This is a genomic window from Franzmannia qiaohouensis (genome assembly GCF_031451695.1).
Taxonomy (GTDB): Bacteria; Pseudomonadota; Gammaproteobacteria; order Pseudomonadales; family Halomonadaceae; genus Franzmannia; species Franzmannia qiaohouensis.
In genome coordinates, this window is record NZ_JARWAM010000003.1 from 186,631 (window position 1) to 208,118 (window position 21,488).

The 21,488-nt window shown below is 67.0% G+C and carries 21 protein-coding genes and 4 tRNA genes; 5 read left to right on the plus strand and 20 right to left on the minus strand.

Features of this window, described 5'->3' with window-relative positions; translation table 11 throughout:
- Nucleotides 1-21: 21 nt before the first annotated feature.
- The 13 genes from dnaB to rnr all read right to left on the minus strand — a co-directional run bounded on the left by dnaB (nucleotide 22) and on the right by rnr (nucleotide 13,595).
- Nucleotides 22-1,410, minus strand: coding sequence for a replicative DNA helicase (dnaB, locus tag QC821_RS05055; protein ID WP_309717899.1), 1,389 nt, complete (start codon nucleotides 1,408-1,410; stop codon nucleotides 22-24).
- A gap of 162 nt (nucleotides 1,411-1,572) precedes the next feature.
- Nucleotides 1,573-3,081 carry a carbohydrate porin gene (locus tag QC821_RS05060; RefSeq protein WP_309717901.1) on the minus strand — a complete coding sequence of 503 codons (1,509 nt, stop codon included), beginning with the start codon at nucleotides 3,079-3,081 and terminating at the stop codon, nucleotides 1,573-1,575.
- Between the two features lie 293 nt (nucleotides 3,082-3,374).
- Nucleotides 3,375-4,265: an SMP-30/gluconolactonase/LRE family protein gene (locus QC821_RS05065; protein WP_309717905.1), complete on the minus strand. Its 891-nt coding sequence runs from the start codon at nucleotides 4,263-4,265 to the stop codon at nucleotides 3,375-3,377.
- On the minus strand, nucleotides 4,262-4,867 hold the full coding sequence (locus QC821_RS05070) for a 2-dehydro-3-deoxy-6-phosphogalactonate aldolase (protein ID WP_309717908.1): 606 nt from the start codon (nucleotides 4,865-4,867) through the stop codon (nucleotides 4,262-4,264). The genes QC821_RS05065 and QC821_RS05070 overlap by 4 nt, the downstream gene beginning before the upstream one ends.
- Before the next feature lie 33 nt (nucleotides 4,868-4,900).
- Nucleotides 4,901-5,848 carry a 2-dehydro-3-deoxygalactonokinase gene (locus tag QC821_RS05075; RefSeq protein ID WP_309717910.1) on the minus strand — a complete coding sequence of 316 codons (948 nt, stop codon included), beginning with the start codon at nucleotides 5,846-5,848 and terminating at the stop codon, nucleotides 4,901-4,903.
- 5 nt (nucleotides 5,849-5,853) lie between these two features.
- Nucleotides 5,854-7,002 (minus strand): galactonate dehydratase, encoded by a 1,149-nt coding sequence (dgoD, locus tag QC821_RS05080; protein ID WP_309717912.1) that lies wholly within the window; start codon nucleotides 7,000-7,002, stop codon nucleotides 5,854-5,856.
- A gap of 10 nt (nucleotides 7,003-7,012) precedes the next feature.
- Nucleotides 7,013-7,762, minus strand: coding sequence for a FadR/GntR family transcriptional regulator (locus tag QC821_RS05085; RefSeq protein WP_309717913.1), 750 nt, complete (start codon nucleotides 7,760-7,762; stop codon nucleotides 7,013-7,015).
- 191 nt (nucleotides 7,763-7,953) lie between these two features.
- A complete protein-coding gene (gene rplI, locus QC821_RS05090; protein ID WP_076746522.1) occupies nucleotides 7,954-8,400 on the minus strand; it encodes a 50S ribosomal protein L9 in 447 nt (148 codons plus the stop codon).
- A 15-nt stretch (nucleotides 8,401-8,415) separates the two neighbouring features.
- Nucleotides 8,416-9,267, minus strand: a complete 852-nt coding sequence (locus QC821_RS05095) for a YybS family protein (RefSeq protein ID WP_309717916.1) — start codon at nucleotides 9,265-9,267, stop codon at nucleotides 8,416-8,418.
- Nucleotides 9,268-9,279: 12 nt separating this feature from the next.
- Complete coding sequence (gene rpsR, locus QC821_RS05100) at nucleotides 9,280-9,507, minus strand: 30S ribosomal protein S18 (RefSeq protein ID WP_076746520.1); 228 nt, start codon at nucleotides 9,505-9,507, stop codon at nucleotides 9,280-9,282.
- A 27-nt stretch (nucleotides 9,508-9,534) separates the two neighbouring features.
- Nucleotides 9,535-9,942 carry a 30S ribosomal protein S6 gene (gene rpsF / locus QC821_RS05105; RefSeq protein WP_309717920.1) on the minus strand — a complete coding sequence of 136 codons (408 nt, stop codon included), beginning with the start codon at nucleotides 9,940-9,942 and terminating at the stop codon, nucleotides 9,535-9,537.
- Nucleotides 9,943-10,371: 429 nt separating this feature from the next.
- Nucleotides 10,372-11,190, minus strand: a complete 819-nt coding sequence (gene rlmB, locus QC821_RS05110) for a 23S rRNA (guanosine(2251)-2'-O)-methyltransferase RlmB (protein WP_309717923.1) — start codon at nucleotides 11,188-11,190, stop codon at nucleotides 10,372-10,374.
- A complete protein-coding gene (gene rnr / locus QC821_RS05115; RefSeq protein WP_309717926.1) occupies nucleotides 11,190-13,595 on the minus strand; it encodes a ribonuclease R in 2,406 nt (801 codons plus the stop codon). The genes rlmB and rnr overlap by 1 nt, the downstream gene beginning before the upstream one ends.
- A gap of 212 nt (nucleotides 13,596-13,807) precedes the next feature.
- On the opposite strand from rnr, the gene QC821_RS05120 reads away from it, so the two are divergent.
- The 4 genes from QC821_RS05120 (at nucleotide 13,808) to QC821_RS05135 (ending at nucleotide 14,283) form a co-directional block, all read left to right on the plus strand.
- A tRNA-Leu gene (locus QC821_RS05120) sits at nucleotides 13,808-13,894 on the plus strand.
- A gap of 66 nt (nucleotides 13,895-13,960) precedes the next feature.
- Nucleotides 13,961-14,047 (plus strand) — tRNA-Leu (locus tag QC821_RS05125).
- A gap of 22 nt (nucleotides 14,048-14,069) precedes the next feature.
- Nucleotides 14,070-14,156: transfer RNA gene (locus QC821_RS05130), tRNA-Leu, on the plus strand.
- A 40-nt stretch (nucleotides 14,157-14,196) separates the two neighbouring features.
- Nucleotides 14,197-14,283 (plus strand) — tRNA-Leu (locus QC821_RS05135).
- A 106-nt stretch (nucleotides 14,284-14,389) separates the two neighbouring features.
- Here the strand turns inward: QC821_RS05135 and QC821_RS05140 are convergent.
- From QC821_RS05140 to coxB, 5 genes are all read right to left on the minus strand, one after another.
- Nucleotides 14,390-15,247 (minus strand): DNA/RNA non-specific endonuclease, encoded by an 858-nt coding sequence (locus tag QC821_RS05140; protein WP_309717929.1) that lies wholly within the window; start codon nucleotides 15,245-15,247, stop codon nucleotides 14,390-14,392.
- 87 nt (nucleotides 15,248-15,334) lie between these two features.
- Nucleotides 15,335-15,610, minus strand: coding sequence for an Lrp/AsnC family transcriptional regulator (locus QC821_RS05145; RefSeq protein WP_076746515.1), 276 nt, complete (start codon nucleotides 15,608-15,610; stop codon nucleotides 15,335-15,337).
- Between the two features lie 317 nt (nucleotides 15,611-15,927).
- Nucleotides 15,928-16,272 carry a hypothetical protein gene (locus QC821_RS05150; protein WP_309717932.1) on the minus strand — a complete coding sequence of 115 codons (345 nt, stop codon included), beginning with the start codon at nucleotides 16,270-16,272 and terminating at the stop codon, nucleotides 15,928-15,930.
- Complete coding sequence (ctaD, locus tag QC821_RS05155; protein ID WP_309717935.1) at nucleotides 16,269-18,800, minus strand: cytochrome c oxidase subunit I; 2,532 nt, start codon at nucleotides 18,798-18,800, stop codon at nucleotides 16,269-16,271. The genes QC821_RS05150 and ctaD overlap by 4 nt, the downstream gene beginning before the upstream one ends.
- Nucleotides 18,797-19,756 (minus strand): cytochrome c oxidase subunit II, encoded by a 960-nt coding sequence (gene coxB / locus QC821_RS05160; RefSeq protein ID WP_309717937.1) that lies wholly within the window; start codon nucleotides 19,754-19,756, stop codon nucleotides 18,797-18,799. The genes ctaD and coxB overlap by 4 nt, the downstream gene beginning before the upstream one ends.
- A gap of 108 nt (nucleotides 19,757-19,864) precedes the next feature.
- Here coxB and QC821_RS05165 point away from each other — a divergent pair, with 108 nt between their 5' ends.
- Nucleotides 19,865-20,341 (plus strand): DUF2231 domain-containing protein, encoded by a 477-nt coding sequence (locus QC821_RS05165; protein ID WP_309717940.1) that lies wholly within the window; start codon nucleotides 19,865-19,867, stop codon nucleotides 20,339-20,341.
- A gap of 55 nt (nucleotides 20,342-20,396) precedes the next feature.
- Here QC821_RS05165 and QC821_RS05170 read toward each other — a convergent pair whose 3' ends face one another.
- On the minus strand, nucleotides 20,397-20,816 hold the full coding sequence (locus tag QC821_RS05170; protein ID WP_309717943.1) for a CopD family protein: 420 nt from the start codon (nucleotides 20,814-20,816) through the stop codon (nucleotides 20,397-20,399).
- A gap of 92 nt (nucleotides 20,817-20,908) precedes the next feature.
- Nucleotides 20,909-21,379 (minus strand): methylated-DNA--[protein]-cysteine S-methyltransferase, encoded by a 471-nt coding sequence (locus tag QC821_RS05175; protein ID WP_309717946.1) that lies wholly within the window; start codon nucleotides 21,377-21,379, stop codon nucleotides 20,909-20,911.
- Nucleotides 21,380-21,488: the final 109 nt, after the last annotated feature.

The window sequence follows — 21,488 nt, forward strand, 5'->3', positions numbered from 1 at the left end:
CGCCGCGGCTCAAGGCCGGCCCTATTCCCCGAAGTGCTGGCCGTAGCTATCCGGGGCCAGATCCTCGAAGCGCGTGTACTTGCCGATGAACGCCATGTGCACCGTGCCGATGGGCCCGTTACGCTGCTTGCCGATGATCAGCTCGGCGAGCCCCTGATTGTCGGGATTGTCCGGATTATAGACCTCGTCGCGATAGACGAAGGCGATCACGTCGGCGTCCTGCTCGATGGCGCCCGACTCGCGCAGGTCGGACATCACCGGGCGCTTGTTGGGACGCTGCTCCAGCGAACGGTTGAGCTGCGACAGCGATACCACCGGGCAGCCGAACTCCTTGGCCAACCCCTTCAACGAGCGCGAGATCTCGGAGATCTCGCCGGTGCGATTCTCGGAGAAGCCGGGGATCTGCATCAGCTGAAGATAGTCGATCATGATCAGGCCGATATTGCCGTGCTCGCGAACGATGCGCCGCACCCGCGAGCGCATCTCGTTGGGCGACAGCGCCGCGGTGTCGTCGATGAACAGCTGCTTGTCCTTGAGCAGATTGACCGCCGAGGTCAGCCGCGGCCAGTCCTCGTCCTCGAGCTGGCCGGTGCGCACCCGAGTCTGGTCGATGCGCCCCAGCGACGACAGCATGCGCAGCATCAGCGATTCGGCGGGCATCTCCATGGAGAACACCACCACCGGCTTGTCGCTGGAGATCACCGCGTGCTCGACCAGGTTCATGGCGAAGGTGGTCTTGCCCATTGAGGGCCTTCCGGCAATGATCACCAGGTCGGATGGCTGCAGCCCCGAGGTCATGTCGTCGAGATCGCGAAAACCGGTCGACAGCCCGCTCATCTCGCCCTGCATGTTGAACAGCTCGTCGATGCGGTCCACCGCCTTGGCGAGCAGCTCGCTCATGCCGATCGGGCCGCCCGACTTGGGCCGCTCTTCGCTGATCTGGAACACCAGCCGCTCGGCCTCGTTGACCAGCTCGTCGGCGGGCCGCCCCTGGGGCGCGAAGGCACTCTCGGCGACCTGGTTGGCAGCCTGGATCAGTTTGCGCAGGGTGGCGCGTTCACGGACGATGTCGGCGTAGGCCCGGATGTTGCTCGCCGACGGGGTATTGCGCGCCAGCTCGGCGAGGTAGGCCAGCCCGCCCACGGTATCCAGCTGATCGCGGTTCTCCAGCGCCTCGGAGAGGGTCACCACGTCCAGCGGGTGGCCACCCTCGGCCAGGCCCTGCATGGCGTTGAACACCAGCCGATGTTCGTAGCGGTAGAAGTCTCCCCCCACCAGCCGCTCGGAGACGGTGTCCCAGGCCTGATTGTCGAGCATCAGTCCGCCCAGCACCGACTGTTCGGCTTCCAGCGAATGGGGCGGCACCTTGAGCGCGGCGGTTTCCTTATCGGTCTCTACGATGTCGTTCATGACGCTTCACGGCCTGAGGGAAGTCGGGACGGCTGGCGCGCCGGGTACTCGCGCCCAACCAAGGCGCATTCTACCCCAACCCAGGCGGACACTCCGAGCCGTACACGAAAATCCCCACGCCGAGGCGTGGGGAAGGATCGAAACAGCATGCCGGACGTGCGACTAGAACCAGGTCTCCATCTGCACTCCAAAGCTCCACTGGCCGCCGCTGAAGCCGTCGTTGCCGAACGAGCTGGCGCCGTAGTCGTTGAGTTCGCCGCTCCAGTCGGTGTAGGAGGCGAAGGCACGCAGCTCGGGGCGCTGCCAGAAGCCCCCCACCTGGGGCTTGAAGGTCGGTGCGATGGTGAACTTGCCGAAGTCGCCGCTGACCGCGTTACGGCCATCGAAGCCCTGGGGGTCGAAGTCCATGTACTGGTAGCTGGCCTCGTACTGCATCTCGAAGTTGTCGGTCAGCTCGTTGGCCAGACGCAGGTTGAAGCCGGCCCAGGTGTAGTCGTCGCCCTGCACGTAGCGATCCTTGCTGACCTCGGCGAGGATCGACGGCGCGAGGCGCCAGTTGGGCGTCAGATAGGTGGTGCCGTAGAGCCCGAGACGGGTGGCCTGGGCATCGTCGGTGAGGTTGCCGTCGGCGCCCAGCGTCTTGGCCTCGGCGCCGAGCCCCCGGCCGTGGATCAGCGCCGCCTTGAAGTTGCCCTCGGCGACGCCAAAGAAGCTATCGCCGTGGTAGGCGATCATGGTGTGGAAACCACTGTCGGCGGCCGCGTCGCCGCCCTCGAGCGCGCGCTCGTCGTTATCGGCAGCGGACAGCCCGCTGACCATCCACTGCCAGTTGCCGATATAGTTATTGGCGGTGAGGATCAGGCTGTCGGTCTCGCCGCTGCCCGGATCCTCGCTGCCGACCACGTCGAAGTCGCTGAAGCTGCGTCCATAGAGCGAGAAATTACTGCGCCAGTCGTCGGCCAGCTGGACGTCATAGATCCCCGCCCCGGTGCCGGCCAGGAACACGAAATCGCTGTCGATCCAGTGGATATCGAAGTTGTCGCGATCGAAGCGCTTGCCGGCCCAGATCGAGGCATCGGCAAAGGCGCCGGTAAAGCTCGGCAGGTCGCTCAGCTCGGCGTAGACCTGGCGCACGTTGAGGTTGGACTCGTCGGAGGTCCAGTCATTGCTGGTCGACACCGAGTCGGCGAGCATCATCCGATAGTGGGCGCGGGCGCCGTTGTCGTAGCGGGTCTTGTAGTTGAGGATCGCCTCGACGTAGGTGTCCGGCTCGTTGCCCAGCCGCCCCACGGCGCCACCCAGGCTGCCGGCCGGGGTCACGTAGGGACCGCCGTCGATGCTCTTGCGGTCCTCGCCGAGCAGCAGCCCGGAGCGGGCATAGCCGTTGAAGGAGAACCCCTCGTCACCGCTGGCCTGCCGCTCGACCCGGGCCAGGCGCTCTTCCAGTGCCGTCTCGCTGGAGCCGGTCTGGCCGGCGGGTGCGGCCTGGGCTTCGGCGAGCTCGGCGCGCTGTTCGGCGGCATCGGCACGCTGCTCGGCAGCGGCGATGCGTGCCTCGAGTTCCGCCAGACGCTGCTCGAGCGCCGAGTCGGCACTGGCCAGCCCCGTGGCCCCCAGGCTGGCGATGGCCACGGCGGTGACGAGTGGCGTCTTGAACATGGCTGCTTTCATGGATGCGCATCCTTTTATGCTTGTTGTGTAACGACAGCGGACGACTTAATCGATTAAGTCTCGCGACCTGAAACCAGGCCGCAGAATAGCTGCAGGGCTGGCGTGCAGTGCCCTACCGGGGTGTCGCAAGCCTGTTAGCGACGCCGTCCGCTCACCGCCACTCGAGGCATGCAAGAGTGGCTTGCGAGCAAACTTAATCGTTTAAGCCCACGACTGCAAAAAGCAATACGCAATATTACTACCAATGTCTAAGCGGTAGGCGTCGGCCTCAAGCTGGCAGCCTGCCACGAGGGCTAGCTCAGCCGCAGCGGCGGTTCGGCAAGGCCGCGGACCCCGGGGCGCGCGACGAACAGGCCGCCGGCCTCGGGCTGCTGCCCCAGGGTCTCGTCCGTCAGCCCCTGGCGAGCGGTGGTGATATACAGTCTATCCAGCCCAGGCCCAGCGAAGGCCGGACAGGAGGGCTGCGCGACCGGCAGCTGAATCGTTGCGACCAGGCGACCGCCGGGCGACAGCCGCACTACCTTGGCCGCTCCCCACAGCGCCAGCCACAGGTGGCCCTGGACATCCACCACCGCCCCGTCGGGATTGCCCGGCGCGGCGCTGAAGTCGGCCCAGGGGCTTGGCTCTCCCTGAGGCCAGCCGTCGCTATCGAGCGCCCAGCGCATGACCACTCCGCTCGGCGTATCGGTGAACCAGGCCCACTCACCGTCGGGCGAAAAGCAGATCGCGTTGGGAATCGTCAGCCCACTGCGCAACCGCGTCAGCTCGCCGCGATGCAGCCGGTAAAGGCTGCCGGCCCCCGCCTCGGCGGCCTTGCCCATGGTCGAGAACCATAGGCTTCCATGGCGATCGACCCGGGCGTCGTTGCTGCGCGTCAGCGGATTGTCGGCCTCGACGTCGCAGTAGCGTTCGAGGATACCGGTGGCCGGGTCGCAGCGGCTCAAGCCGTGCTCGCCGACCAGCAGCAGGCCGCCCTCCGCCAGCGGCGCGGCAAGCGAGAGCAGCTGGCCTACCGCGTGGCCGCCGGTCGCGCCGGAGGCCACCGCGAGCCAGTGCAGCCGACCGTTCAGGATATCGCACCAGTAGAGCCGCCCCGTGGCGGCATGCCACTGCGGGCCTTCACCCAGGCTGCAGCGGCTGTCGACGGCGAGCCTGGCCTGGTGCCGCGCGCCATGCTCGCTCATGAGGCCGCGGCCTGCCAGGCCGCCACCAGGGTGCGAGCCTGCTCGCCCACCTGACCGGCCGCCTGCCCCGGCCGGTAAAGCGCGCTACCCAGGCCGGCGCCATCGACACCGGCGGCGCGCCAGGCGGCGAAGTTGTCGACGCCGATACCGCCCACCGCGTAGAGCCGGGTGCCGACAGGCAGCACCGCGCGCAGCGCCTGCATGCCGGCGATACCCACCTGCACCGCGGGGAATAGCTTGAGCCCGTTGGCGCCGGCGTCGAGGGCATCGAAGGCCTCGCTGGGCGTGACCACCCCCGGCCAGCTCTGCATGTCGAGCCGTCGCGTCGCCTCGATCACCGCCGGGCGACAGTTGGGCGAGACCACCAGTTGGCCGCCGGCGGCGTGCACGTCGTGCACCTGGGCGGGGCTCAGCACGGTGCCCGCACCGACCAGCGCCCGCTCGCCCAGCGCCTCGCGCAGCCGCGCGATGCTGTCGAACGGCTGGGGCGAATTGAGCGGCACCTCGAGGGTCGTGATACCGGCGGCGAGTGCCGCCTCGCCTACCGCTACCGCTTGCTCGGGGGTAATGCCGCGCAGGATACCGATCAGGGGCAGTGTCATAGGGCAGTCTCCAGCAGATTCCATGATCAGGCCTCAGGCCTGGCGAGACGCCTGGGCCAGGCTCAGGCCGGCCAGCACGGCGGCCTCGCCGTCCAGGCAGCGGCTGGCGTGGCCCAGGGCCTCCAGCGCCAAGGCGTAGCGTGCGCACAGGCCGGCGTCACCGATCAGCGTGACCGGGGCCCCGGCATCCAGCTCACTGCCCAGGCCAGCCAGCTCCAGGCCGATGGTGAGCCCTGAAAGGCGCGCGGCCAGGCGGGCCCCACGAGCAGCGCCGCTGGGCAGCTCGCCATCCAGCAGATCGGCGCCACGCAGCCCGAACAGCGCCGCGCTATAGCGCCCCGGCGCGCTATGGCACTGGCGCACCGCGGCGACGAAGGCCTCGCGGTCACCGGCAGCACCGGGATCGTCGCTGCCGATCGAGTGCTTGAGCAGCGAGTGGCGGGCCAACAGGCCGTAGAGCTCACCGGTGATGCAGGTAGTGAAACGGGGCACTACGCCCCGCTCGATGCGCGCCCACTTGGCGTGGGTGCCGGGCAGGCAGACCAGCCCCGAGAAGCCAGGCTCGCGTGCCACCAGGCCGGCCAGCTGGGTCTCCTCGCCGCGCATCACATCGAAGGCACCCTCGCGGGTCTGGCACAGCCCCGGCAGCAGCCGCACGGCCAGGCGCGGATCAGAGACCGGCGCGCTCACTGCGCCACGCTGCAGGTCGTCCAGACGCGCCGGCAGCGGCAGGTAGGCGGCCTCGCGCCAGCCTTGTCGGGCACCGGCCATGCCGCACACCAGCACTGCGACGCGCCCGCTGTCGGGCAGCCAGCCGCCAATCGCGTCGAGCAGTGCCGCTTCGTAATCGCCGGGAGTGAGCGACAGCATGCCCCGCGGGCTGGCGGCCTGGGCCAGCACCTCACCTTGGGCATCCAGGGCCCAGGCGCGCAGGTTGCTGGAGCCCCAGTCGACGGCGATCCAGCTCAGGCGTTGGGCCACCGCGCTCACCATTCGGCCACCGAGCCATCGTCGTGGGTCCACACCGGATTGCGCCAACGGTGGCCGACCTTGGCGCGCTCCTCGACGAACGCCTCATCGATCTCCACGCCCAGCCCGGGGCCCTGGGGAATGGCGCAGAAGCCGTCCTCGATGGCCAGCGCCGACTTGTCGACCAGATAGTCGAGGACATCGTTGCCCTGGTTGTAGTGGATGCCCATGCTCTGCTCCTGGATGAAGGCGTTGTGGCACACCGCATCCAGCTGTAGCGAGGTGGCCAGGGTCAGCGGGCCCAGTGGACAGTGCGGTGCCAGCGCCACATCGTGGGCCGAGGCCAGGGCGGCGATCTTGAGCCCCTCGCTGATGCCGCCGCAGTGGGAGAGGTCGGGCTGGATGATATCGATCATGCCGTCGGCCAGCAGGTCGCGGAACTGGAAGCGCGTGTGCAGCCGCTCGCCGGTCGCCAGCGGATAGCCGAGACCGCCGGCGATCTGCTTGAGGCACGGCAGGTGCTCGGGGGCCACCGGCTCCTCGACGAACATCGGGTGGAACGGCTCCAGCTCGCGCAGCAGCGCCTTGGCCATCGGGCGGTGCACGCGGCCGTGGAAATCGATGCCGATACCGACGGCTGGCCCCACCGCCTGGCGCGCCTCGGCGACCCGCGCCACTGCCTCGTCGATCTTGTGGTGGGAGTCGACGATGGCCAGCTCCGGTGTGCCGTTCATCTTGAAGGCGGTAAAGCCCTGCTCGACCAGCGCCCGGGCCCCCTCGCCCACCTCGCTGGGCCGATCGCCGCCGGTCCAGGCATACATGCGCATCTTGTCGCGCACCGCGCCACCCAGCAGCTGATGCACCGGCACCCCGAGATCGCGCCCCTTGAGGTCCCACAGCGCCTGGTCGATGCCGGCGATGGCGCTCATCAGGATCGGACCGCCGCGGTAGAAACCGGCGCGGTAGAGGATGTTCCAGAGATGCTCGATGCGGTGCGGATCCTGGCCGACCAGATAGTCGGCGAGTTCATGAACGGCGGCCTCGACGGTGGCGGCGCGGCCCTCGATGACCGGCTCGCCCCAGCCGTAGCAGCCCGCGTCGGTCTCGATCTTGAGGAACAGCCAGCGCGGCGGCACCTGCCAGGTCTTGAGTCGGGTGATCTTCATGTGCGATTCCTCAGCATTCGTTCGACGGTAGGGTGTCGGCTTCCTCGGCGACGATGCCGAGGTCGATGGCGGTGCGCTTGAGCACCTCGCGTGCCGTCCGCTCGGCGGTCTGGGGTTGGCCTTCGCGGATCGCCGCCAGCACCCGGCCATGGCGCACCAGGCTATCGTCGAGGGTCGCAACGCTGTGCTGCGAGTGCTGGATCAGTGCCATAATGGAGGGCCGCAGCAGATGGCCCATCTGCCGCCACACCATATTATGGCTGGCCCGGTAGATGGCTTCATGGAAGGCCAGGTCGTACTCGACGTGGCGGGCGGCTTGCTGGGCGCTGGCAGTGTCGCGCATGCCGTCGAAAGCCTGTTCGATTGCCGCGATGTCGGCGGCCACCGCGGCGTTCGCGGCGAGGCTGGCAACCACCGGCTCGGCGGAGTAGCGGAAGGCAAAGATCTCACGCACCAGCTTGGGGTCGGGAGCCTCCAGCCCCGCCAACCACTCGCTCATCAATGGGTCGAGCAGGTGCCAGTCGCTGATCTGGCAGACCCGGGTGCCGCGCCCGGCGGTGCGCTCGATCAGGCCGGTGGCGGTGAGGCTGGCCAGCGCATTGCGCACCTGGTTACGGCTGACATCGAAGTGTTGGCACAGGTCCAGCTCGCGGGGGAAGACCTCGCCCGGCTGCCAGCTGCCGGCCAATAGTGCCTGGCCCAGCAGCCGCGCCAGGGCGTCGGCGCCGCCCTGGTGGCGGGGCAGGTGATCTAGCGACATGATGGCTCTCCGCGATGACAGGCCATCAGCCTATTAAATGTCTGACATTTTGACAAGCGCGACCAAGGCCGCAGGTGCTTTACACCGGCTAGACACGAGCAAGCCCCCGCAGCAGGGCTACGGGGGCTTGGGAGATGCCGGGCGCTGACGCCCGACGGCGGCGGACGAGCGCCGCCTATGGCGTATCGCGCTTACTCGGCGACCACGACCACGCGCACGCTGGTAGCGACTTCGGCATGCAGCTGCAGGTCGATGTCGTACTCACCGGTGGCACGGATCGGACCTTCCGGCATGCGCACTTCGCTCTTGGCGATGTCGATACCGGCAGAGGCGATCGCTTCGGCCAGGTCGCGCGGACCGATAGAGCCGAACAGCTTGCCCTCGTCACCAGCCTTGGAGACCAGCGACAGTTCGATTTCGCTCAGCTGTGCGGCACGCGCTTCGGCCTCGGCCTTGCGGTCGGCGGCCTGCGCCTCGAGCTCGGCACGCTGCGCTTCGAATGCGGCGACGTTGTCCTTGGTGGCCGGCACGGCGAGGCCGTAGGGCACCAGGTAGTTGCGGCCATATCCGGGCTTGACGGTGACCTTGTCACCCAGGCCACCCAGCTTGCCAATCTTGTCGAGCAGAATGACTTCCATCTCGTTAACCTCTTGTCAGTCGCTTCGGGCCAGGCGCCCGCGGAAGTCCACGAGCGAGTCGATGAAGGCCAGAAGCAGCACAATCAGAATCATGGGCCAGGTGGTTATCAGCAATACATAGAAGGCCACCAACCACAGCCCGTTCATCCCCTTTACACCAATAAAACCGTGTACCAGCGCAACACCGGCCACCAGTAGCGGTACCCAGCTGAGCATCGCCAGCGCCGGGATCCCCAGCAGCATGCCGATCACGCCCAGCACCACCAGCACCGCCAGCTCCTTGGGCGCCACGCGCAGGGCGTGGAACTCCTGGCGAAAGCCGCCGGGGTTATACAGCCCGGCCTGCCAGCTGCGCGCCAGGGCCAGGCAGGCTACCGCGGCCACCAGCACGATCAGGCCGGTCACCCCGCCGATCAGCAGCACCGCCAGGCGCTCGGTATCGAGCCCCTGACTGGCGAACTCGGTGAGCATGCGATCGACCTCGGCCGAGTTCTGTCGCACCTGTTCGAGCAGCGGACCGGCCCCACCAGGAGGCACGAACAGCCCCAACTGGACCATCGCCGCGCCGGCCAGGGCGCCGACGATCAGCGCCTCGCTCCAGCGCATCCGCGCGCGCAGCACGCTGGCCATCAGCGTGACCAGCAGCACCGTGGCCAGCGGAATGGCATCGCCCTGCATCCACCACCAGCCGGACGGCAGCGCTGCGGCGAGGATCACCGGCATCGCCGGTGCCAGGCCGTGACGCAGCGTCACCAGGGCGGCAATGGCGGCACTGAACCAGAACAGCCAGGGAACGACGGCGGCGAGTGCCGCGGCACCCACCGCATAGGGGGTGCCGCGCATCAGCCAGCGAGCGACGGGCAGCATCACGCCAATGGCTTACTGGTGGCTATCGGTGTACGGCAACAGCGCCAGGTAGCGCGCCCGCTTGATCGCGGTAGACAGCTGGCGCTGGTAGCGGGCCTTGGTACCGGTGATGCGGCTCGGTACGATCTTGCCGGTCTCGGTGACGTAGGCCTTGAGCGTATCGATATCCTTGTAATCGATCTGCTTCACGCCTTCGGCGGTGAAACGGCAGAACTTGCGGCGACGGAAAAAGCGTGCCATGAAAAAGTCTCCTATGGTCGTGCGAAATCAGTTGGCTTCGGCGGTTTCTTCTTCGTTCTCGTTTTCGTTCTCGTTCCGCTCGCGGGGCTTGTCCTCGCGACGCGGACGCTTGTCTTCCGCCGGCTTCATCATCGGTGATGCTTCGGTGATGGCTTCCTTGCAGCGCACGACCAGGCTACGCAGGATGGCGTCGTTGAAGCGGAAGATGTTCTCGATCTCTTCGAGGGTCTCGCCGCGGCACTCGACGTTCATCATCACGTAGTGAGCCTTGTGGATCTTGTTGATCGGGTAGGCCAGGTGACGGCGGCCCCAATCTTCCAGACGATGCACGGTACCGCCGCTCTCGGTGACGAGAGTGGTGTAGCGCTCGACCATCGCCGGAACCTGTTCGCTCTGGTCCGGGTGGACCATGAACACGATTTCGTAATGACGCATGCTAGCTCCTTTCGGTTTGGCAGCTTCCTGAGGCCTGACGTGGCACGACCAGGGGAAGCAAGGAGGTGATAGTGGAAACACTAATGCCCGCACGAAGGACGCACGGGCGCCAATATTCTAAGGACTAAAGGCAAATTTCGCAAGCTGGAGGGAGAGAAGTGTTGGGCTATGGCATATAGCTAGCAGCACCCTCGGGACTGATCCGCCGGTAGGCCTACGAGGAGGCGCTGTAAACCCATCCCTGGGCGCTACATTGCGCCCTGCTGCGCTCTCGCATCCTGCTTCGCTTGCAGGACCAGTGCTGGCCAGCCATGGCCAGCCCGTTCGGAGCAATGCTCCTCACCCATGGCGCAAACCTCCTCTTCGACCTACCGCCGGCGTCCCTCGCTAGCAGGCAGTGCGCCATTCTGGCAACTGCAATGAACGTGGCTATAACAAGACGGCACTCTGATGACGCTGGCGCACCGCCTCGAACAGGCAGACGCCAGTGGCCACCGAGACGTTGAGGCTGGAGACGCTGCCGGCCATCGGCAGCTTGACCAACCCATCGCAGGCCTCGCGGGTCAGGCGCCGCATGCCCTTGCCCTCGGCGCCCATCACCAGCGCCGTGGCGCCGCGGAAGTCGGCCTCGAACACGCTGGCGTCGGCTTCGCCGGCGGTGCCGGTGATCCACACCCCCAGCGCCTTGAGCTTGGCCATGGCCCGCGCCAGGTTGGTGACCTGGTACACCGGCACGCTCTCCGCCGCACCGCAGGCCACCTTGCGCACCGTGGCGTTGAGCGGCGCGGCCTTGTCCTTGGGTACGATCACGCCGTCGACGCCGGCGGCATCGGCACTGCGCAGACAGGCGCCGAAGTTGTGCACATCGGTGACGCCGTCGAGGATCAGCAGCAGCGGCGGCGGCGCATCGACCGGCCATGCCTCGAGACGCAGCCACAGAGAGGCCTCGCCCTCGGCGGCCAGCGGCGTACAGAACGCAACGATGCCTTGGTGGGCCGCCCCCTGGGCCAGCTCATCGAGCAGCTCGCGGGGCTGGCTTACCAGCCGTGCGCCGCGCTGCTGGGCGCTGTCGACCAGCTCGGCAAGCCGCGCCGCGGCACCGCCCTCCTGCACCCACAGCTCACGGGGGCGCTCGCCGCGCTCGAGCAGTGCACGCACCGCGTGCACGCCGTAGACCGCATCCAGGCCGCCGGGGGGCTGGGCTTTATTGCCTTTCGGTGACGGCTTGCGGCGCTTGTGTATCGCCATCAGCGCTTGCCACCGCCGCCCTTGGGTTTGCGGGGGCCGCGGCGGCGCCGCGACTTGCCGCCCGGCGCCTCGGCCTTGTCGCTCTTGGCAGCGTCCGGCTTGGCGCCGTCCGACTTGGCAGCGCTCGGCTTGCCACGCTTGGGCGTGCGCTTCGGCCGCGGCTTGTCGTCGACCAGGTCGAAGTCGAGCTTGCGCTCATCGAGATCGACCCGCGCCACCTGCACGGTGACCCCGTCGCCGAGGCGATAAGAGATCCCGGAGCGCTCGCCTTTGAGGCGATGCTTCTCGGCCTCGTAGTGGTAGTAGTCGGAGGGCAGCGAAGTGACGTGGACCAGGCCCTCGACATAGATGTCGTCGAGGCGCACGAAGATACCGAACTGGGTTACCGAAGCGATGGTACCGTCGTAGACCTCGCCGAGCTTGTCGGACATGAACTCGCACTTGAGCCAGTCCTCGACGTCGCGGGTGGCGTCGTCGGCGCGGCGCTCGGTCATCGAGCAGTGCTCGCCGAGCTCGATCATCTGCTCGAAGGTATACGGGCACCAGCTGCTCGGCGGATCCACCGGCGCGCCCTCGGCGCGCAGCACCGTGGCAGTCTGGCGCGGGCCGCGCACCACCGAACGAATCGCGCGGTGCACCAGCAGGTCCGGATAGCGACGGATCGGCGAGGTGAAATGGGCATAGGCCGGGTAAGCCAGGCCGAAGTGGCCCTCGTTGTGCGGCGAGTAGACCGCGCGGTTCATCGAGCGCAGCATCACGGTCTGGATGATGTCGGCATCGGGGCGATCCTTGATCACCTCGGCAAGCGCGCGATAGTCCTGGGGCGTGGGGTCATCGCCGCCGCCCAGCGACAGCCCGAGCTCGTTGAGGAACAGCCGCAGCTTGTCGAGACGCTCCGGCGTCGGCGGCTGGTGGATGCGGTACAGCGCCGGCAGGTCGTGCTTGTCGAGGAAGCGCGCGGTGGCCACGTTGGCGGCCAGCATGCACTCCTCGATGATCTTGTGGGCGTCGTTGCGTGAGCGCGGCACGATGTTCTCGATCTTGCGCTCCTCGTTGAACAGGATCGCCGTCTCGGTGGTCTCGAACTCGATGGCGCCGCGCTCGCTGCGTGACTCGCGCAGTAGGTGGTAAAGTGCGTGGAGATTCTCCAGCGACGGCACCAGCTCGCGGTACTCCTCGTGCAGCGCGGTGCGCTCGGGGCTCTCCTCGCTCTCGAGGATCTTGCCGACCTTGTTATAGGTGAGGCGGGCATGGGAGCGGAACACCGCCTCGTAGAAGCGGTAGCGGCTGATCACCCCGCTCTGGGAGATATTCATCTCACAGACCATCGCCAGGCGGTCGACGTCCGGGTTCAGCGAGCAGAGTCCGTTGGAGAGCAGCTCCGGCAGCATCGGCACCACCTGCCCGGGGAAGTACACCGAGTTGCCGCGGGTGTGGGCCTCCTGGTCCAGGGCAGTGCCGGGGCGCACGTAGTGCGAGACGTCGGCGATCGCCACCAGCAGCTTCCAGCTGCCGGACTTGGTTTTCCAGGCGCACACCGCGTCGTCGAAGTCCTTGGCGCTCTCGTCGTCGATGGTCACCAGCGGCACGTCGCGCAGGTCGATGCGGTGCGCCTTGTCCTCCTCGGCGACCTCGGCCGACATGCTGGCGATCTGGTCGAGCACGTCGGGCGGGAAGTCGGCGGGAATATCGTGGCTGCGGATGGCGATGTCGATCTCCATCCCCGGATCCATGCGCTCGCCGAGCACCTCGACCACCTCGCCCACCGGCTGTACCCGGGTCTCGGGCTGTTTGACGATCTTGGCCGAGACCACCTGGCCGTCCTGGGCGCCGCCGCAGGCGCTGTGGGGGATGATCACTTCCTGGGAGATGCGCGAGTTCTCGGGGATCAGCACCCCGAACTCATCGCTGTTCTGGCGGTAGACGCCGACGATGGTCTGGGTATTGCGGGCGATGATCTCGGCGATGGTCGCCTCGTCGCGGCCGCGGCGGTCGCGGCCACTGACCCGCACCAGCACGTGGTCGCCGTGGAACACGCGGCGCATCTGACGCGGCGGTAGCACCAGGTCGGGCTTCTTGCCGTCATCGCGGATCAGGAAGCCGAAGCCGTCGCGATGGCCAAGCACCTTGCCCTTGATCAGGTCGAGCTTGTCGATCAGCGCATAGGCGCCGCGGCGGTCGCGCAGGATCTGGCCGTCGCGCTCCATCGCCGCCAGGCGGCGGCGCACCGCCTCGAGCTGGTTGTCATCCTCGAGGCCCAGCATGCGGCTCATGTTCTCGTGGGTGATCGGCTTGCCGTAGTCTTCCAGTCGGGCCAGCAGGTATTCGCGGCTGGGGACGGGATTGTCGTACTTGTGGGCTTCACGTTCCGCGTGGGGGTCGTCGCTGAGCGTCCAATGAGTCATGCGAGGGGCGTCCTTGAAGAATTGCGCGCGAGGCACTGCGGGCGGGAGGCAATATTCGGTCGTGTTGTCAATGTCATGGCGGCAGTATAGCGCCGCCGCTCTCCACACCCAACCATTGCCGACCCGCAGTGCTCGCTGGCGTACCGAAAAGGCGCCCAGACGGCGCTCGGGGCTTGCAATTCACCGCGCAATCGGTATGATGCTGGCCACTTGCCCAGATGGCGGAATTGGTAGACGCGCTAGCTTCAGGTGCTAGTGTCCTTACGGACGTGGAGGTTCAAGTCCTCTTCTGGGCACCAATCGATGTCTTCGGATGTCACGGGATGCAAGTCCCACGCTCTTTATCAGCTCGACGGTTCATGTTCGCCCAGGTGGCGGAATTGGTAGACGCGCTAGCTTCAGGTGCTAGTGTCCTTACGGACGTGGAGGTTCAAGTCCTCTCCTGGGCACCACGCGAACATGACCACACGATACGCCCAGGTGGCGGAATTGGTAGACGCGCTAGCTTCAGGTGCTAGTGTCCTTATGGACGTGGAGGTTCAAGTCCTCTCCTGGGCACCACGCGTATCGTGCAGCAAGAGCCCCCTTCGATGTATCCGCTGCCCAGATGGCGGAATTGGTAGACGCGCTAGCTTCAGGTGCTAGTGTCCTTACGGACGTGGAGGTTCAAGTCCTCTTCTGGGCACCACTAACTACTACTAGTAGTACCCCCTCATATCTCCTCGACTCGCACCACCACCCCGCAACGATCAGGGTGGCGATTTCTCGTGCCTGCTCAGTGGGCACTGGCCAGGCTAGTCGAAGCGGCCCGGTAGCCTGGCGACCTCCTCCAGCGCCCAGCCGTCGCTGACCACCCGGCTCTCCAGTCGCTGCGCCGCGGCCGCGGGCAGGTTGGGAAAGAAATCCAGCCCGGTGCGCGCCTCGACCTCGTCAATGCTGACCAGGTAGTCGTCGAGGGGCTCATCGCCGGCGACCTCCTGGGGCATGATGAAGGCCAGCGCCAGCGGCTGCTCGGCGGGCACCACCAGGATCTTGTAGAAGGCCTCGGGCACCTCCACCAGCCCCACGCGATTGAAGACATTGTCCATGAATCGCTCGGGAAACACCGGGCCGGTGATCACCTGCACCACCCCGAAGCGCGGCACGAAATGGTCGATCACGACCTCCTCGAGGCGCTGCCAGAGGCGTCGGTTGAGGTCCGGACGCTGCGGCGAGATATTGCTCATCAGGAAGCTCTGCGCCTGGGCCTCGACGCCATGCACCGCGGCGATGGCGTAGTTAGGCGCCAGATGGCCGCGGTCATAGCCGCTGCCGAAGTAGCTATCCGGCGCAATCGGCCACAGGGTGCGCCAGTCGCGTTGAAAATTGGGCCGCGGGCCGGCTCGCGGATCCTCGACCTCATGCAGGGTATAGCTGACCCATAGCGGGTTGACGCGTAGATCCGACCAGCCGACCAGGAAGCCGTCGTTGCGCAGCACCCGATGCAGGCTGGTCGGCGTCGGCGACTCCCAGGTCGGCACCCCCATCCACACCAGTTGGTCGCGATATTCCTGCTCCTGGCTGTACCACAGGCCGGTGCCGACCAGCACGAATACCAGGCTGATACCGAAGCCGCGCGCCCGTCGGCGCCAGCGAGATATGCGTCGCTTCATGTAGTGAACACTTGCTGACTCTCGATCATCCGTGAAACGGGGCCACGCCGGAACGCACCACGTTAGCTAAAGCGCCCCAGTAAGTACTTACCAACCGACCGAGAACATCGTCTCCAGGTCGTGGCGCGAGTGTACCTGCATGGCATTGAGGGTCTCGGTCTCACGAATCCCCTCCACCTGGTCGAGGCGTTCGGTGACCAGCTGGGCCAGCCCCTCGAAGTCGCGGGTGCGGGCGATCGCCACCAGGTCGTAGCGACCGCAGGTGGAGAACACTTCGCTGATGCCCTCGACGTCGGCCAGGCGCTCGGCCACGGCCTTGATCTTGCCCTTCTCGGCGTTGATCAGAATCACGGCGTTCTGCATGGGTCGCTCCTTGAATGGGGGTAAAGCGGTGGCGGGATTATAGCAGCGTGGCGCGCTCGGCGTCCTTTGCGCAGGTAGGTAGCAGCTCGGAACTGATCCGTCGGCAGGCCTACGAGGAGGCGCTGTGAACCCATCCCTGGGCGCTACCTTGCGCCCTGCTGCGCTCTCGCATCCTGCTCCGCTTGCAGGACCGGTGCTGGCCATCCATGGCCAGCCCGTTCGGAGCGGTGCTCCTCACCCATGGCGCAAACCTCCTCTTCGGCCTGCCCCCGGCGTTCCTCGCGTCGATCACTGCCAGCACCTAGCAATAGTCACCGTTAGAGACACGGCGGCACGCCGATCACCGGAATCCCTACGAACAGCGTCGCCACCGCCGAGAACAGATACAGGCCGGCGGATACCGCGGCGACGAAACGCGGCCTGCCCAGCTCGTCGCGGGCCATCTGCAGGCAGGCCCAGGCCAGCCAGGCGAGCAGCGCCGTGGTCGCCGCGGTAAGCAGGCCCAGTACCACATTGATGGCAGTCAGCGCGCCCTGCTCCGGTGCCGGCGGCGCCACCGCACAGGCCACCGACAGCCCACCGTAGATCGCCACGAACCATAGGCTCCACAGCGTCAGCCCGATGACCAGGTGCAGCGGATGGGTCAGCGCCAAGCGGCTCATGCCCCACCTCCCAGCCACATCGGCATCGCCGCCAGGGCAAACACAACCACCCAGAAGACCACCAGATTATAGCGCCACAGCCGGGCCACCACGGCGGGTTCAAAGGGCGCCTCGGCGCTGACGTAGCCGTAACCGACCCGCAGCCCCTGCAGCAGGGTCAGTATGGTGCCCAAAGCGCCGTGCAGCAGCACATAGATCAGGCCAAGCAGCAGCACCGCGTCATGGGCCGTCTCGGTAGCCTCGAGGCCGGCCTGCCAGATCACCCAGATGAGCAGCGCCAGCTGTGCGCCGCCCAGTGCGGTGACCGCGAACAGCCCCGGGGCCAGACCTCGGTCATCCTGGCGGCGCAGGCCGCGCACCAGTTTTTCCAGCCACAGCGTACCGGCCGTCAGCGCCACCCCCGCCAGCACCATCAGCGGCAGCGACAGCGGCGAGGTGTCGGGCATGCTCCATTGCGGCGAGACCGTCCACAGGTAGAACCAGCCGAACAGGTACGAGAGGAAGAAGGAGCCGTTGGCGAGCAGCGCAATCGACATCGCCCAAAGCCCCGGGCCATCCATGGTTCGCGAGTGAAGCGGTGGGTCACCGGGCTGTACCTGGGCGTCGGGTGCGGCCTTGGGGTGTGCACCGTTCTCCCACGACCAGCGCAGCAGGAAGCCCACCGCCACCAGGGTGGCAAAGCCGGCCAGCGGATAGAGCCTCACCAGCAGGCACACGCAGACCACCGCCAGCGCCAGGGAAGCGAACAGCGGCCACCAGGAGTTGCCCGGCAGGTGAATGATCTCGCGCACCTTGCCGGTGAGCGGATCGCTGCCCCACAGCTCACGCCGGCCGTGGTCGATCACCGCCAGGTCGTGACGGCCCTCGGCGATGGTGCGCGGCAGCTCAGGGTCGTCCCACAGCGGATGGCGGCTGTCGACCCGCGGCAGGCTGGCGAAGTTGTAGGCGCTGGGCGGCATCGAGGTGGTCCACTCCAGGGTATCGGCGTTCCAGGGGTTCTGCGGCGCCGGCCGGCCGAAGCGGAAGTGCAGGGCGATATCCAGCAGCACCATGGCAATCCCCGCCGACATCACGAACCCGCCGATCGACGACAGCAGGTTGAAGATGTCCCAGCCCATCACCGTCTCGTAGGTATAGATGCGCCGCGGCATGCCCAGCAGACCGGTCCAGTGCATGATCAGGAAGGTCGCATTGAAGCCGATGAAGGTCAGCCAGAAGCCCCAGCGACCCAGGCGCTCGGAGGGCATGCGCCCGGAGAACAGCGGCAGCCAGTAGTAGAGCCCGGCCATCAGCGGGAACAGCATGCCGCCGACCAGCACATAGTGCATGTGGGCGACCACGAAGTGGGTATCGTGGACCTGCCAGTTGAACGGCACCAGCGCCAGCATCACCCCGGTCAGGCCGCCGCACACGAAGATGATCAGGAAACCGAGGACCCACAGCATCGGCAGCTTCATCACCGGTCGCCCCAGCCACAGCGTGGCCAGCCACACGAACACCTGGATCGCGGTGGGCACCGCCACCAGCATGCTGGCGGCAGAGAAGAACGCCTGGGCCAGCTGCGGTATGCCCACCGTGAACATATGGTGCACCCACAGCCCGAAGCTGATGAAGCCGGTGACGATGATCGCCACCACCACCCAGCGATAGCCGACGATGGGGCGCCCGGCGAACACCGGGATCAGCGTCGAGACGATGCCTGCGGCGGGCAGGAAGATGATGTACACCTCGGGGTGACCGAACAGCCAGAACAGATGCTGCCAGAGGATCGGGTCGCCGCCGGCGGCGACCTCGAAGAACGGCATGCCCACCGCGCGTTCCAGCTCGAGCATGATGCTGGCCAGGATCAGTGGCGGGAAGCCGACCACGATCATCAGCGCCATGGCCAGGATGTACCAGGCGAACAGCGGCATCTTGTCCAGCGACATGCCGCGGGTGCGGGTGCGCAGGATCGACACCACCAGCTCGACGCCGGCCGAGAGCGCCGAGATCTCGACGAAGGTGATGCCCAGCAGCCAGAAGTCGGAGCCCGGTCCCGGCGCGAACTCGCCGCTGCTCAGCGGGGTATACATGAACCAGCCGCTGTCCGGCGCCATCTCCAGGAACAGGCTCGAGGTCAGGATGATGCCGCCGAACAGGTAGCACCAGTAGCCCAGCGAGGTGAGGCGCGGGCAGACCAGGTCGCGGGCACCGATCATCTTGGGGATCATGTAGATCGCCAGCCCCTCGAGCATGGGGATGGCGAACAGGAACATCATCACCGTGCCATGCATGGTGAAGACCTGGTTATAGATCTCCGGCGACATGAACTCCTGGTCGGGGAAGGCCAGCTGGGTACGCACCAGCATCGCCAGGATCCCGCCGATCAGGAAGAACACCATCCCGGTGACCATGAAGCGCAGGCCCAGGGTGGTATGGTTGACGATGGTCAGCGCCTTGAGGCCGCGCGGGTTGCCCCACACCTCATGCATGTCCTCATGCAGGCGCTGGGGGTCTTGCGGCGTTGCCGTCTGGGCGGTGTCGCTCATGGGCTCAGGGTCTCCAGCCAGGCGCCGAGGTCATCCAGCGTCTCGGCGTCGAGGTGGTCGTGGGACGGCATGCGGTTACCGGGCTTGAGCTGCTGGTGGTGGCGCAGCCAGTAGCCGATGGCGCCCTCCTCCATCGCCAGGCGCCCGGCGCCGAGGCTGACGCGGTCGCCGATATCGCTGAGGTCGGGGCCCTGCTGGCCATCGCTGACCCCCGCCACGCGGTGGCAGCTGGCGCAGTGCTCGACGAAGGTATCGCGTGCCGCCTGATGATCGTCGGAGTGCTCGGGCGGCGCCTGGCGCTCGGCCAGCCAGGCATCGAAGTCGTCCCGCGGCATGGCTTCGACGTGGAGCTGCATGTTGGTGTGCTGGGCACCGCAGAACTCGGCGCACTGGGCGCCGAACACCCCGGCGACATCCGCCTCGAGGCGGATCACGTTGGTACGCCCGGGGATCATGTCGATCTTGCCGCCCAAGCGCGGTATCCAGAAGGCGTGAATCACGTCGGCGCCGGTCACATGAAAATCCACCGGCTCGCCCACCGGCATCATCAGCTGGTTCGACGTCACCACCTCGCCGCCCTCGGCATCCGGATAGCGCACCTCCCACCACCACTGATGGCCGATCACCTCGATGCGCTCTGCCTGCTGGCCGTCGGGCAGCGGCAGTGGCAGCATGCGCTGCCCGACGGGCACGCCGAAGGCCAGCAGTACCACGATCGACAACCCCGGCAGCAGCAGCCCGCCGCCGATGATCCAGCGCCGCGCGATGCGCTTTTCGTCGCGGCTCGAGCGCTCCGTGGGCCGGCCACCGCGGAAGGCGTAGAGCCACAGTGCGGTGATCACCACCAGCACCAGCGTCGAGAAGGCCAGCATGCCCCACCACAGCCAGGCCACCTCGCGGGCGGCCTGGCCGGCCGGGTCGAGAATCGAGCGATCGCCGCTGCAGCCGGCCAGCATGAGACCCAGCCACGGCGCCAGATAGCGCGCGCCACGGTTGACCCACCGCCGCGGGACGCGTTGAATGCCAGGTACCCCTACTGCACCGCTGGCGCAAAGGACGCGACCATGGCCAAGACCTCTCCCCCCAAGATTCCACAGCGTTCGATCAAGAGTCGTGCCTCCTTCGCCGGCCATCCGCTGCACCCGGTGATGATCCACTTCCCGGTGGCCGCACTGATGGCGCTGGTGGCCAGCGACCTGGGCTACCTGTTGAGTGGTGATCCCTTCTGGGCTCGTGCCAGCCTGTGGCTGGCCGGCGTCGGCGCCTTCGGCGGCTGGATCGCCAGCGTCGCAGGCATCATCGACCTGGTCACGGTCAAGCGCATTCGCCGCCTGATCACCGGCTGGAGCCACGCCATCATCGCCGTGATGATGCTCTCGCTGGCCTCGCTCAACTGGCTGTTCCGGCTCGACGACCCCAGCGACATGCTGCCCTGGGGGCTGGCCCTGTCGCTGATGACCGCGGCGATGATCGCCCTGGCCGGCTGGCTGGGCGGCCAGCTGGTCTACGAGCATGCGGTGGGGGTCGACGTCGACGACTGAGCGCGGCGGCCGAGTCCCTGGCGAGTGCTGCATTCGGCGTCTCCTCATGAGTGGGTCAGGCGAACGGCTTGGCCAGCACCAGTGCGATGACCGCCAGCATCAACACAGATGCGAGCGTGGCAATCAGCGCGCTCAGCGTCCATACGCCCCGCCAGTGCTCCTGCTCGACGCGCAGGATCAGCCAGCCGCACAGCGCATGGCACAACACCATGCCGACTACCGCCGCGAGCTTGAGCACCAGCCAGCCGCCGGCAAGGCCGTGAACCAGGAACAGCAGGGTGCCGGAGGCGATGGCCAGCAGCGCCGCCGGGGTGGCGGCACTGTTGAACAGGTAGCGGGGCATCGGTGGCGCGTCATGGTCGAAGCCGCCGTCGGCGCGCTGCCGCACGCTGGCCATCAGCAGGGCAGGCAGGTAGAGCAGGGCGCCGCACCAGCAGACCAGTGCGGCAATATGCACGAACTTGATCCACGGCATGGCGGCATCCTTGCGTAGCGATTCGAATCAAAACGTTATGCCAACACCCTACCCCAGCCACGGCCCCAGCGCCAAGCGCCAAGCGCCACCGCTCACCGCGACGGCGACTCGAGTGCCAGCAGCCGCGCCTTGAGCGCCTCGCCGCCGCTATAGCTGCCCAGGCCATCGGCCGCCACCACCCGGTGGCAGGGAATCAGCAGCGGCAGCGGGTTGGCGCCGTTGGCGGCACCGATGGCCCGCGCCGACCCGTCCCTCCCCAGCCGCTTGGCCAGCTCACCGTAGGTGCGCGTCTCGCCGTAGGGAATACGCAGCAGTGCCGCCCACACCTGGCGCTGGAAGTCGCTACCCTGGGGTGCCAGATCGAGACTGAAACTGCGCCGACGGCCATCGAGATAGGCCAGTACCTGGTCACGCGCGGCGGCGAAGCCGGCATCGTCGCGCTGCCAGTCGTCGCCGATCTCGAGGCTCGCCTCGCCGTCGAGCAGCACCAGATGCGCCAGGCCGTGTCGATCACCGGCCAGCAGAATCTCGCCGAACGGCGAGGCGAACTGGGTATAACGCATGACGTCTCCTTGACTCGATAGTGTGGCGTCGCGCCTGGCGCGACATCTCGACGCAGATTCGCGAAACGCCGGCCAGATGCTCTAGCATGAAGGCGAACTGCACGGCGTG